Source organism: Nostoc sp. C117 (assembly GCF_043099735.1).
GTDB lineage: Bacteria > Cyanobacteriota > Cyanobacteriia > Cyanobacteriales > Nostocaceae > Nostoc.
The window spans coordinates 6620787-6634802 of the sequence record NZ_CP170991.1; the positions used below are offsets into that span (position 1 = coordinate 6620787).

Consider the following 14016-nt stretch of genomic DNA (forward strand, 5'->3'; position numbering starts at 1 on the left):
GAACTAATTATGTCGTCAATACGAATATTGGAGCAACAATTGATTTTTTATCAAAGTTTTCCACTTATCTTTTACGGAACAATAAATTATGTCTAGTGATTTATCAACACCTAAAGTTACAACAGAAAATTGGTTTAAGGCTAACCAACTTTATCTAATGAGGGCAATTGCCCGTGTAGAAAAATTATTAAAAACTAATATTTATCAAGCTGAAGATGGTCTTGACGATCAAAATCTGGAGAGATGGGAAGAAGTTAAAGAACTCGCTTATATCTCTGATAACTTTCAAGACGATGAAGAGAATTTTTCTCTTCCCGCAATTGCTAACGAAACACCATCAGCATTAGAAGAGCTAGGTAATATTTTTGATTTATCGCCATTTGAGCAAGACATATTGTTGTTATGTGCAGGAGCAGAACTGGATCGGAATTGGTTGTTACTATTTATTAAGCTTCAAGACAATCCTCAGCAAAATTATCCGACTTTTAGTTTGGCATTAGAGGTGTTACCAGAATCGCATTGGAGTGCGCTCATGCCTAACGCCCCGCTACGTCGATGGCAACTAATTGAAATTGGCGCAGGTAATACTCTCACTACCAGTCCATTGAGAATTGATGAACGGATATTGCATCATCTTATGGGAGTGCAACATTTGGATGAGCGCTTAACCGAGATCGAGTTACCGGTGTCAGTGACGAATTATTTGGCGTTGTCTCACCAACAAATAGCAAAACAGTTGACACACATTTGGTTAGAAGCGTCAGATGAGACAGAAATGTTGCCAGTTTTGCAATTATGTGGAACAGAAGTGGCGACTAAATCAGCGATCGCCTTAACTGCTTGTAACTTGTTAGGCTTAAGTTTATACGCTATTTCTGCAGAAGCAATTCCTACCAATACTAACCAACTGAATCTCATCAAGTGTTTGTGTGAGCGGGAATGGATGTTAAGCGATCGCGTGCTTATGCTAGATTGTGATGACTTAGAAACAATGGAAGCAAGCCGAAATAGTGCAATCTCCCGTTTTATTGAAACCATTAATTGTCCTTTAATTATTACTAGTCGCGATCGCCGCCGTCAAAGGCAGCGTCCCTTAATTACCTTTGATGTACATCAACCTAGCTCAGAGGAACAGCAATTAATTTGGCAAAATGCTTTGGGGAATATTGCACCCAGTCTTCAAGGACACGTAGAAACATTAGTATCCTATTTCAGCCTCAGTCTCACAGACATTCAGACTGCTTCTTTGAAAGTAAAAAGCCTAGTTAAAAAAATAGAAGGGCAAAGGGATAAAGAAACAGATGAAAGTGTAGCTTCGGCTTCTCCCCATTTGCAACTTTGGGACATTTGCCGCAACCAAGCACGTCCGCGTCTAGATGAGTTAGCTCAACGAATTGAGCCATCTGCTAATTGGAATGACTTGGTATTACCAGAGAAAGAGCAGCGAATCCTACATGAGATTGCTGCTCATGTAGCACAACGGACGAAGGTGTATGAGGACTGGGGATTTGGCGGCAAAAGTGGGCGAGGATTAGGGATCAGTGCCTTATTTTCAGGACCTAGCGGCACCGGAAAGACAACAGCAGCAGAGTTGTTAGCCAAGGAGTTACGATTAGACCTTTATCGCATCGATCTAAGTTCAATTGTGAATAAATATATTGGCGAGACAGAAAAGAATCTGCGACGAGTATTTGATGCAGCGGAAACTGGTGGCGTGATTTTATTATTTGATGAAGCAGATGCTCTGTTTGGGAAGCGATCGGAGGTAAAAGACAGTCACGATCGCTATGCAAATATGGAGGTCAGTTATTTGTTGCAGCGTATAGAATCTTATCGTGGTTTGGCGATTTTAACGACCAACTTGAAAACTTCAATCGATCAAGCTTTCTTGCGCCGTCTCCGTTTTGTTGTGCAATTCCCATTTCCAGATGCCAAGCAAAGAGCAGAGATTTGGCAGCGTATTTTCCCCAGTCAAACACCAACAGAAGGCCTAGACTTCACCAAGTTAGCCCAACTGAGTATCACAGGAGGTAATATCCGCAATATTGCTTTAAATGCAGCCTTTATTGCCGCAAATTCTGGTGATTCATTAGGGATGAAACATATTTTACAGGCTACGAAGAGTGAATATACCAAACTGGAGCGATCGCTCACCGACGCTGAGATCAATAGTTGGGTGTAAAAATTTACTTTAGTATTTTACATTCAGGAATAGATAAACTCTAATAGACTGCGATCGCTCAACATCATTAAGCAGATAGTTAGGGACTTCCAACTAAAAAAATATCCCATCGTTTCGATGAGCAGAGGATGCAGGGGACGCAAGGGACGCAGCGGAGGAAGAATCTAACAATTGTCTTCTCTCCCAAAATTAAATAATTTAATTTCTGGAAGTCCCTTAATGATGTTGAGCGCTCAAAATTGAAAGACAGCCATTAGCGTTATGCAAATATGAAGGGTTAATTATACCAATTTGAAAAAACAATGTGACAAATAGACCATTTGTAGAGACGCGATTCATCGCGTCTTGAATCAAGGGTGTGTTGCAATCATTAATTGAGTATTATTTATTACAGAGAATAAAAACTACTGAGTTTGCAGGGTATTTTCATCCGAAAAAAGATACATAGGGGTTGCTGAAAAAGAAAGAGAAGCTCACAGGATATAGATTATCTGACCAAAGAAGTATATTCAGGTGCAAGACTTGAGGGTAAAATAGCCCAAAATCCTTGCATAACCGCGACCAGCAGTACACAAGTGTGCTGTTTGTAACCATGTACCGAAAACAGGGGCAAAATCCAATCTCACCAGAGAACTTTGAATTTCCGTTTTCAGGCAAGTTGTCATCAGATAATCGTTGGATTATTCTGGCGAATTTAATACCCTGGGCAGAATTTGAAGAGGAATATTCATCCGGGTTCTCTGTAGAGATGGGAGCGCCAGCAAAGTCATTTCGGATGGCATTAGGGGCATTAATAATCAAAGAAAAACTAGGAATAAGTGATAGAGAGACAGTAGAACAAATCAAGGAAAACCCTTATCTACAGTACTTCATAGGGATGTCATCCTATATTAATGAAGCTCCATTTAATGCATCGATGCTAGTCCATTTTCGTGAAAGAATTAGTGCAGAATTAGTAAACAAAGTAAATCAAGAAACTGTTAAGAGGATACTAGAGACAACATCTTCGACTTTAGCAACTGAATCAATTGAATCAACTGAATCAACTCAAAAAAAAAAAGAAGAATTAGAAAAAGAAGATAACACGCCAAAAAATCGGGGAGAATTAATATTAGATGCGACTTGTGCGCCAGCAGACATCAGCTATCCAACAGATTTCGAGCTATTGAACCAAGCAAGAAAACAGACAGAACAAATAATAGACCTTCTTTATGAACAGATAAAAGGTACATTAGAGAAAAAACCAAGGACTTATCGGGAAATAGCAAGAATTGACTACTTAGAAGTCGCTAAAAAGCGTCGTGTATCCCAAAAAGATAGGAAAAAAGCGATTAAAAAGCAGCTTCAATATATCAAAAGAAACTTATCTCATATTGACCAGCTAATCAGAACAGGAGCAACTCTAGAAAAACTAAGTACTAGACAATATAAAATGTTGCTTGTAGTTGTAGAAGTTTATCGTCAACAACTATGGTTGTATGAAAATAAAAAACAGAGTATTGATGACCGAATCGTTAGTTTAAGCCAACCACATATCCGTCCAATTGTCCGTGGAAAAGCTGGGAAAGCCGTGGAATTTGGGGCAAAATTATCAGCTAGTTATTTTGATGGATATGTATTTTTAGACCATATTAGTTGGGATAATTTTAATGAATCAGGAGACTTAAAAGCACAAGTAGAAGCATATAAAAATTATACTGGCTATTATCCAGAATCGGTTCATGTAGATAAAATTTATCGCACAAGAGAGAATAGAGCTTGGTGCAAAGAAAGAGGTATTATCATCAGTGGCCCTCCTTTGGGAAGACCACCTGCTAATCTTAGTAAAGAAAAAAAGAAACAAGATTTAGAATCTGAGAAAATTCGTAATTGTATTGAAGGAAAATTTGGGCAAGCTAAAAGAAGGTTTAGCCTCAATCGAGTGATGGCGAAACTTTCCCATACTTCTGAAACTGCAATTGCTATTACTTTTTTAGTGATGAATCTTTCTACTCACCTGTCGCGCGTGTTTTATGCTTTTTTATGTCTATTTTTGAAAACTGCACCTTTTTTGCAGTTTCCTATAACTGAAAGTTATTATTTTCTGAATTAGAGACAACAAAAGCTTATCTTTCATTTTGCTTGAATAACTAGTCAACCCAAAAGAATTGCTTTTTCATACTTTTTCAGCAACCCCTACATAACTCTTGATTTATCGTTTTGTGGCATAGCTTTTTACACCTCTCCAAACCTCTCCTACACGGGGGAGAGGTTTGGAAACCCAGTTTTAGTTTTTCTCTGCTTGTATGAAACCCTGTGGTCAAAACTACCGAGGTTGGGGATTTTTATTAATAACTGGAAAAGTTAATTTAACCTTTTATTTACTAAAATTTAATCTTTAATTAATTTTAAATCTTGGACTTTAGTAGAATTCATCTGTGTCAATTTTGAGACAAAATTCTGATATCATTTATCCTAGCCTTCAGAGATATTAAGTTTGGTAGGCAGCACTTAAGGAGACTTTGAAATGAAAACTTTAAAGACGAAAAAGTTTCTTGGAGAAAAATCCCTTTCAGATGCTGCCCTACCAGTAAAGTCTCAAATTAAGTCACGTCCTTTTGTCGTCAATTCTGCCCCACAGAGTCAGGAGTTGACCCAAAAACCAGAGGAAGCAAAACAGCAAGGATTTAACTTTGCCCAAATCCCCATATTCCCAGGAATGAGACCGGCAATACCTAAGATGCTTCAACCCAAGCTAGCTAAGGATAAACTCAAGGATCTTCCTGAAGTAAACCTAGCCACCACTAGTGGCGGTCAATCCATGCCGAAATTAGTGCAGCAGAAGATGGAGACTTCCTTTGGTACAAACTTGTCTGATATCCGCATTCACGAAGGGCCACAAGCAGAAAAGATCGGCGCAATAGCCTATACTCAGGGAAAAAATATCCACTTTCAACCAGGTAAGTATCAACCCACCACCCGGTCAGGTCAAGAGTTACTAGGACACGAAATAGCTCACACACTACAACAAAAAGCCGGACGAGTACCCGCGCCTCAGTCTAAAGGAGTTCCTATTAACGACGATCCGAAATTAGAAACTGAAGCCGATGTTATGGGTGTAAAAGCCGCACGAGGAGAATTAGCACAAGTAACTGGGGCTGTAAGTTCTGGAGTGCAACGTATGGCTACTCCGGGCGATGTTGTGCAGTGTGTGCGTGATGGAAAACAGCCAGCAGTTCAGCCGTCCGATCGGGAAGAGGAAGATTCGGCTGATCTTGTGGATGAGGCTGGAATAGATACTGTTCTGGAAGAATATTATACTGGTATCTTAGATGAGGAGATATCTCAAGCCAGTCCAAACGAATTAGCCAAAATAGCCAGCGAAAAAGATAGTTTGTTATCTCCCGTAGCCGTACAAATGCTGATGTTATCTGGGGGACAAGAGCAGGCGGAATCGTCCACTGATGCCCAAAGAATATTTCAAAATTCAGGTAATAGGCAATACATTCCAGAAGATTTACTCGATCGAGATAGACCTCAGGGTTCTTCTGGGGTGTCTAATTTCCAAGACGTGGAGGAAGAAGATAATAGACCTCTTGCAGAAATATTCGCAAGTATTGACAATATCTTAGGGGAGTTTGAAAGAGAGCTACCTCCAGATTCAGAACTGAGGAATCTGGCAGCTACGACACGGCAAGAAATGTCCCAGGGTTCGGCTCCACGCATTCTACTTCCAACATCACGACGGGCATCTTCCAATACACCACAAAGACGTAGAATACCGTCAGCGATAATAGAACCGCTGGCTTTGATGGATGAAGCAACAAGGAATCGGCGGCTGGAAGACTTGAGCCAACGCTTTGAACAGCCTGTCATAGAGTCAATCAGGGAGGAATTGAGAGAACGGGATCGGCAGCTACAAATACCTCCGCTATCTGTAACAGGGCAACAAGAAGACCAGCAAAGACGCCCACCCACTAGAAGAGGAGTTCGGCAAGAACCGCAGCTACAAATACCTCCGCTACCTGTAACAGAGGAACAAGAAGACCAGCAAAGACGCCCACCCACTAGAAGAGGAGTTCGGCAAGAACCGCAGCTACAAATACCTCCGCTACCTGCGACACCCCAACAGGAAGCACAACGGTTGCTACCGATGGATTATATGGCAAGACAGCAGGCAATTACAGACTTGCGGCAACAGAGACGACAGCCCTTCATAAATTTAGTAATTGAGGAGTTGGGGACATTAGATCGGCGGCAAGCCGCAATAATACCTCCGCTACCTGTAACAGAGGAACAAGAAGATCAGCAAAGACACCCACCAGTTCCCACGAGACCAGCGCCTCCGATACCAGCTCCCACGAGACCAGTGCCCCCGATACCGCAACAACGGCAGCGGCCACCAATACCTTTGACACCGCAGCAGCAAGCACAATATATGCTAGGACTGAATAATACAGAAAGAGCGCAGCGAATAGCAGAATTGCGACTGCAAGGGCGGGTAGGACAGCATTACATAGAGACAACAGTGAATCTGCTGGAGGAACTAATTCAGCAGCAACGGCAGCAAAATGAAATTGCACGATTACAAGGGACAATTCCCCCACAAACGCCACAAACGCCACAGCTACCAGCAACACGGGGGCAAAAAATAACAAAAGGGATAAGAAAAACGATCGGCGCACCCTTTAACGCAGTTAGTTATGTAACTGGTGGCCCTGACAAAGAACCGAAGAAGGAACTTGCAGCAGGGATGAAGCAGCACGAAACTTATGCAGATCAAACCAAAATTCTGGGACAGGATTCGCCCAAGACAGATATCGATCAAATTGGTCTACAGAATCTTCCCGCCAATGCAAAAGACCCACTAACATCTGTAACGCCTCTTCCTGAAGGCACTCCTAAAGAATTTTCACATGATGCAGCCATAATTGGTATGACTAGGGATGATGTCAAGGCTATTGGTGGTTTGCTTCTATTTTCAGATAATTTAAAGAAATTTAAGAAGGCATTGAAGGATAAGACGAAGCCACGTCGGGAAAGAATAGCAAACTTATCTAACAGTACAGGTGAGATGACTTCCGCTATTACATACACTGGAATAGTCATAACCCAAGCACAAAGGGGTATCCAACACCATACTGAAGGGGGGGCTACTTTTGGCTCAGGAGCTATAGCAGCTGTTGAAAGAGGCGGTAAGATAGGGACCTTATCCTCTGCCCAACAAGGGGGTTTCATCGGAGGTACGTCGCTACCCTTTGATATCGGTAAGGTGACATCTGGCGTTTTGACAACTTTGCCAAAGCTGATAACTTATACCGATGCTGGTCTCAAAGCTGCCCAAAAAGAGAATTTTGGTGGTCACAAATCTTGGGGTAGGGGTGTTAAAAACGTTGCAGACTTGACAAAATCCGCAGCAGGTGCAGTTAAAGATGCTGCTAGCTTAGCAAACAATGCAGGTGCAGCAGGAGGGGCACAAGGAACGCAAATAATTGCGGGCGGGGCTGTTGCTCCTGCTGCTGCTGCTGTAGTAGGTACCGCAGAAGCTATCCAAGGAGGCTACAAATTTAAGAAGGCTTACAAGAATAAAAAAGGTCTAGATGAAATAGCGAACTCAGCAACACTAAATCCAACTGAGATTGACACGCTAGATCAACTTAAAGAAATACAGAAAAAGAAAATGAAGCGTGCAGCCATAAAAACTACTCTTGGTACAGTAACGCTAGCTGCTGGGGTTGTAGGGTTCACTGGTGGACCAGCAGGATTACTGGCTGCTACTGCAATGGGTGCGGGTGTTGGAGCCTTTCAAATTGGACAATGGGGAACAAGAAAACTTAAGCAGAAAATGCGGGACAAGGGAGTTAAAGGATTCGATAATACCAAGACTACAGAGAGGAAAAATGAGGCTAGAAAGGAACTTGCTGCAAATACTGTGACTATGCTAGAAGGAGCAAGCAATGAGGAAAAAGATACTTTATTCTCTAGTATCGGTTTGAATGGGAGTAAGAAAGATAGTGCAGTTCAACAAGTCTACAATGATGTACTAAAAAAATATCTCGACAACAAATTAGAGGATCGCACAAACAAAGAACTACAAAGTCGCGCACGAGCAGGTGGAACCATAGATATTCCAGCAGCCCGTGAAGAAATCCGCACGGAGTTTATGAATCAGGATACTATCCGGATCTTAAAGCTGAAAGGGGACAAGAATAATTTGAAACAAGAAGTTAGCTGGGACAAGTTAAGTGGTAATGATTTTCCAGCAGACTTTGCAAGGCTAGTGAAGAAAACAGCGCTTGACAAAGCTTTGAAGAAGCGTTGAAGAAGTCAGAAAGCAATAAATTGGAGATTTAACTCTCACTTAAGCTAAATGTTCATATTCCTTCCTATAATTCTAGTAATTTGTCAAGGGAATTTGGCTTGGTAAAGCTTAACCCTGTTTTGTCACTTTGGGAGAATCCAATCGCTCAAACGGTTACGGGGCTTTAATTTCTACTTTTTGTCTAAAAATTTTGGTTTCTGTTAGAAAATAAAGCCTCAAACCTGGATTAAATTAAAGTCTCAGAATTTGGCTGAGATTATTGTTTTCCGAGAGTGACAAAAGAGGGCTAAGGAGAAAGGTTTGTAGGCTTTTCCCTTTATCCAGTCTAAATAAAGCAATTTTGGACTGGCTACTATTTCAGCCTATTCAGTCTCCATACTCCTGTTTTTTTACCACCCATTCTTCTAGGTTAAAATTCTGCCCATTCTTCCGATGTTATCTATAACAACAAAACGCCAAAATACAAACATCTCTGCGTAGCTTGCTTCTAGAAGGAAGCTACGCAGAGTGCATTTACAGATTTTTTGGAGAATCTTTATGTCATTACTACAAGCTTTATCAAACAATATCGCCGAAATTGTTGAACAAGCCGGTAAGACAATAGTTTCAGTCAAGGCTAATAGACGGTTTTCTCCTAGCGGTATTCACTGGCGTCAAGGTATCATTATCACTTCAGATGAATCTCTCAAACAATATGATGACATCACTGTAACTCTTGCCAATGGGAATAAAACATCAATTTCACTCTTAGGACGCGATCTCAGTACAGATATAGCCGTTTTTCAAATAGAAAATCCTCCTATTCCGGTAGCGACAATCGGCGATGCTGGAAATTTGAAAGTTGGTAATTTAGTTTTAGCATTAGCCAGAAGTAATGAAGGTGACATTTGTGCTGCAATGGGTGCAGTAAGCGTTGTTAGTGGTGCATGGCGGAGTATGAGTGGCGGAAATATCGACCAATTCATCCGTCCAGATATTGCGCTTTACCCAGGATTTAACGGTGGTGCCTTAGTAGATACCGTAGGAAATATTATCGGAATGAATACCTCTGGACGAGGGGGTACAGCTTTAACTATTCCTGCTTCTACAATTAACCGCGTTGTCGAACAATTACTGACTAAAGGAAGAATTCCACGCGGTTATTTAGGTTTAGGAATGCAGCCAGTAAGATTACCCGAAAATTTGAAAAAATCTCTGAATTTAGCTTCTAGTGTTGGTGTGATTGTCGTGAATATCGAACAAAATTGTGCTGCTGATAATGCAGGAATTTTGTTAGGAGATATATTAGTTAGCTTTGATAGTTCTAGCATAGAAGATACTAATGACTTACTAGCATTACTTAATGACAGTTCCCGCTTAGGTAAAAGCGTAAAAGTACAAGTTGTGCGTGGTGGTGAGTTAATTGAATTGGATGTAACCGTACTTGAAAGAAATACGGCGGAAGGTTAAATAATAATGCAATATTCACAACGAAGACCGTCGTGAAATTTTTCGAAATGGCAAAAAATAGTGATTTAATAACATACCCAAAATAGGTTAAAAGTCATGAGTATCACATTCACTAACCTATCGGCAGAATTAACAGAAGTAGCTGATAAAATACGTCAAACTTCTGTTAAAATCCGCAGCAGTAATATGGGAGTAGGTTCCGGCGTTATCTGGCAATCCAACGGTTTAATTATCACCAATGCTCATGTAGCAGTTAGCAATAAATTAACTGTAGAGCTCTGGGATGGACGAGAATTTCAAGGAGTACCTACTAAAATAGACCCAACCAAAGATTTAGCGGTCTTGAAAATTCCCACAAGTAATTTACATGCTGCAACTATCCGCAATTCATCTGAATTGCGTGTGGGTGAAATAGTTTTAGCAGTAGGTAATCCTCTTAGCGATACTAATGCTGTAACAACTGGAATTATTTCTCAAATCCAAGGAAATTCTCTAATCGCTGATATTCAGCTATTTCCAGGAAATTCTGGTGGCGCGATGACCGATTCTTTGGGAAGGGTTGTCGGTATTAACACCATGATTGCTTTTGGTTTAGCGATCGCAATATCAACACATACAGTTGAGGGATTTTTAGAAAGCGTAATCTAACCGGTAAGATGCACAAATCGCATCTACACTACCAACTAGTAATAAGATGCCTCAAATCCAAAATTCAATGCCGGACATAATTCGAGTTATGGTAGTAGCAGCTTCCCCAGTGATCCGAATGGGGTTAGCGGCAATGCTAGACGATAGCCCGAAATTAACCGTGATCAAGAGTCTAGCAGATATCGATTCCTTTAGCGAGGAAATTGTGCAACTACAACCTGATGTGATGTTGTTTGATTGGAACGAGAGTAATTATGAATTAATTTCCCATTCTTCACAGTTTATTTTTGCAACTATTATTCTCATAGATGAACTTGAAGACATTGACTTGGGAGCGCTTTTAGCTGCTGGAATAAAAGGAATATTACCGCAAAATAGTGCAGAATTAACGATGATTGCAGCCATTGAAGCGGTAGCTTCGGGATTAGTGGTGTTATATCCAGAAGTGATCAATAATTTGCAGTTGCAAAAAGAAAGCATTTCACATGGAAAAATCGATACTAACCAAATAAAAACATTAACCCCACGGGAAATTGAGGTTTTGCAACTGTTGACTTCTGGATTGAGTAATAAAGCAGTAGCACAACAGTTGCATATTTCCGAACATACTGTTAAGTTTCACATTTCATCTATTTTTCAAAAGCTTGATGTTTCAACACGTACCGAGGCTGTAGCGGTAGGAATGAGGTTAGGTTTAATTATGTTGTAAATTATTTTATTTATTCATAAATGTTAAAATATGTAAGAGAAAAAGCTCATTTACGATTTTTATTTTACAATAAATACTATTATTTAATAGCATATAAATTAAATATCTTATGTGTTGAGGCAAGTAAATTATTATGTTCAACTATCGTATGAAAATTTTGGCTTTCTAGAAGCGTTTTAATTTTATCTATTCTGTTTTCTATATCATGAACCTCAAGCACTATTTGTTTAATTTTAGACCAATCATTTTGATTGATACCTCGCAAGACTTCATATTCTTCTCCTTCAACATCAATTTTCAATAATTCTATAGATTCAATAGCTAATGAATTAATTACAGAAGATAATGTTTTAATTTCACCTTTAATTTCCTGGCTTTGAAAACAGTGTTCCTCTATCTCCTGATTGTATTCCACTTTCATTAGTTCTCTTTGAGCTAATTTTTCCCAAGGTCTGGCAGTCGAATTACCAGCCAGATTAGGATAGAAAGTAAACACTTGCTCTAAAATATTTTCCGAACCCAAACCATAATTTTGAAGAGATACATTGTCAATAGAATGTAAATTTATATTTGCCTCTAAAACTTCAAATATTGGCTTGATCGGTTCAAATGCTAATATCTTTAATGGTTTTCGTAATTGGCTCAGAAATATAGAAAATAAACCTATATTAGCACCAACATCAAAAATACAGTCATTGTCATTAATAGTAATGCCATGTTGTAAATATTGCTGTTCAATAAATATTTCTCGATAGATAAACTCTGTCTCCATCTCACCAAAACAGTAAATTTCTAAATCATTCGCCAAATTAAATTTCTGCATACTTATTTTTTGAGCTAATGTTGTTATTAGTTTAAAAATGCTAATTTAAGAGAACAATAAGGTTATATTAAAGTTAAAAATATTTTTTAACCAGCTTTGTATCCGTTCAATAAATAAGGTTATAAAGAAAAATAAGAGGATACATATATATTCAGTGTATCTTAGAATATAATGCGTGATGCAGAAACGATTTTCAGGCAAAAAGTTATCAATATTACTGGAAACAATCGACCATAAATGGATTGCAAACAATGTGCAAGAATTCAACTGAGGGGTATTGACAAGTGTGACATCTAAGGTAGAACATCACAACTATGGAAAAAATCTGCCTCTTAAACTAGACCGTGAAGCTCTTATGTAGTTGCCTACTCAACAGAAATGTTTGGAACATTTACACGGACATTTTAAGAAGTTGATTAAGTTTGCAGATTAAACAACGTTGATATTGGCAAAAAATCACTAATCTGATTTATGAAGCAATTAAAAACTATGTTTTTTTCCAGCAAAATTAAAATATTCTAGAGTTATTGAGTTGCGGATCTGAGTTCAAAACACTAGTTTATTCCTCATAAATTAGTACCTAGAGTTTGAGGTTTGGGAATTAACTAAAGAAACGATCAATAAATTATTTACTTAAAAATTTAATTAACTGAAACATGTAATGCCATTATCTAATTTACAAAAGAATAATCGGAATTGGATTGGTGTAATCATAGCTTTTTACGCGTTTGTAGTTATGGGCATATCCAATCATGAACTTGGAGTTTTGCTACCCTCACTCCAGGCAACATACAACTTAACTCCTGGAAGTATTACAATACTTTTTCTTGGTCAAATGACTGGTTCTACTGTTGCAGCATTGACAAGCAGTCTAGTAAGTAACCGTATAGGATTGTCTCGAATGCTATTATTAAGCTCTATCATGCTTACTAGTGCCTTGGTCATTTGTGCGTGTACTAATGACTGGTTCATAATGGTTGCATCCCTAGCAATATTGGGAATGGGAAATGCACTAATTAATGCTGGTATGAGTGCTTACATGGCTAGTGAACGACGTAACTCTAACTTGATTGCTTGGTTATATGCCTTCTATAGCATTGGTGCATTGCTTGGTTCAGCATTTGCAACTACTCTCCTAGCTATGGGATGGGACTGGCGAGCTATTTACTTAAAAACTGCTGGTCTTGCTGGAGTTATAGTTGTAGCAATGATTTGGGTAACTGTTTCCAATTACAAACTGATGAGCTATGTGACGGTTTCTGATACCGATTCTAAAGCAAATCTGCGCCTAGCCCTCAGTATGCCTACAGTGATAGTTTCTGGTCTATTATGTTTAATTTATGTAGGTGTAGAAGTTTCTATAGGTAACTGGGCTTATAGTATTCAAAGCATAAGTCGAAGTACTCCAGAATTATTAGCAGGTTACAGTGTCAGTGCTTACTGGTTAGGGCTGACGGTAGGACGCTTGGGTATGGGATATTTGATGAAGCAATGGGGTGCAGTTCACACTCTTAACTTCTCATTCACGCTTCTGATGAGTGGATTAGTGATTTGGTGTTTGTTCCCAAATCAATTATTGAGTCTGCCTTTAATTGGTTTTGGTCTTGCTGTCATCTACCCAGCAACAATTTGGTTATTGCCTCGACGTGTTGAAGTAACTTTAGTACCAGCTGCCATTGGTTTTGTAGCTAGTGTTACTAGTTTAGGTTCTGCCGCTACTCTTACTCTAGTTGGATTGATAGCTGAACATTTAGGACTAGAAAGTATTCCCATTATAATGGTTGTTCTCGGAAGTTTAATGATATTTTTAAATCGCTGGTTAGTAAAATATACTGTTGTTTAAAAATTTGAGAAAGAAGAATTACTATTAAATACCCCTCTATTCTAATTTTCGCAGAAGTATA

At 39.2% G+C, this 14016-nt stretch carries 8 protein-coding genes; 7 read left to right on the plus strand and 1 reads right to left on the minus strand.

All coding sequences use genetic code 11. The features are described from left to right. The first annotated feature begins 88 nt into the window (after positions 1–88). The 6 genes from ACFG4S_RS28345 to ACFG4S_RS28370 all read left to right on the plus strand — a co-directional run bounded on the left by ACFG4S_RS28345 (position 89) and on the right by ACFG4S_RS28370 (position 11289). On the plus strand, positions 89–2182 hold the full coding sequence (locus ACFG4S_RS28345; RefSeq protein ID WP_392532244.1) for an ATP-binding protein: 2094 nt from the start codon (positions 89–91) through the stop codon (positions 2180–2182). A gap of 592 nt (positions 2183–2774) precedes the next feature. Further along, the gene (locus tag ACFG4S_RS28350) at positions 2775–4274 is read left to right on the plus strand and encodes an IS5 family transposase (RefSeq protein ID WP_392530881.1); all 1500 of its coding nucleotides are present in this window, start codon (positions 2775–2777) and stop codon (positions 4272–4274) included. A gap of 414 nt (positions 4275–4688) precedes the next feature. After that, complete coding sequence (locus tag ACFG4S_RS28355) at positions 4689–8483, plus strand: DUF4157 domain-containing protein (RefSeq protein ID WP_392532245.1); 3795 nt, start codon at positions 4689–4691, stop codon at positions 8481–8483. A 537-nt stretch (positions 8484–9020) separates the two neighbouring features. Further along, positions 9021–9932 carry a S1C family serine protease gene (locus ACFG4S_RS28360; protein WP_392532246.1) on the plus strand — a complete coding sequence of 304 codons (912 nt, stop codon included), beginning with the start codon at positions 9021–9023 and terminating at the stop codon, positions 9930–9932. Between the two features lie 96 nt (positions 9933–10028). After that, complete coding sequence (locus ACFG4S_RS28365; protein WP_392532247.1) at positions 10029–10580, plus strand: S1C family serine protease; 552 nt, start codon at positions 10029–10031, stop codon at positions 10578–10580. A 46-nt stretch (positions 10581–10626) separates the two neighbouring features. Continuing rightward, on the plus strand, positions 10627–11289 hold the full coding sequence (locus tag ACFG4S_RS28370; RefSeq protein ID WP_392532248.1) for a response regulator transcription factor: 663 nt from the start codon (positions 10627–10629) through the stop codon (positions 11287–11289). Positions 11290–11368: 79 nt separating this feature from the next. On the opposite strand, the gene ACFG4S_RS28375 is transcribed toward ACFG4S_RS28370, so the two are convergent. Next, positions 11369–12112: an FkbM family methyltransferase gene (locus ACFG4S_RS28375; protein ID WP_392532249.1), complete on the minus strand. Its 744-nt coding sequence runs from the start codon at positions 12110–12112 to the stop codon at positions 11369–11371. 661 nt (positions 12113–12773) lie between these two features. On the opposite strand from ACFG4S_RS28375, the gene ACFG4S_RS28380 reads away from it, so the two are divergent. Continuing rightward, positions 12774–13955: an MFS transporter gene (locus ACFG4S_RS28380; protein WP_392532250.1), complete on the plus strand. Its 1182-nt coding sequence runs from the start codon at positions 12774–12776 to the stop codon at positions 13953–13955. Positions 13956–14016: the final 61 nt, after the last annotated feature.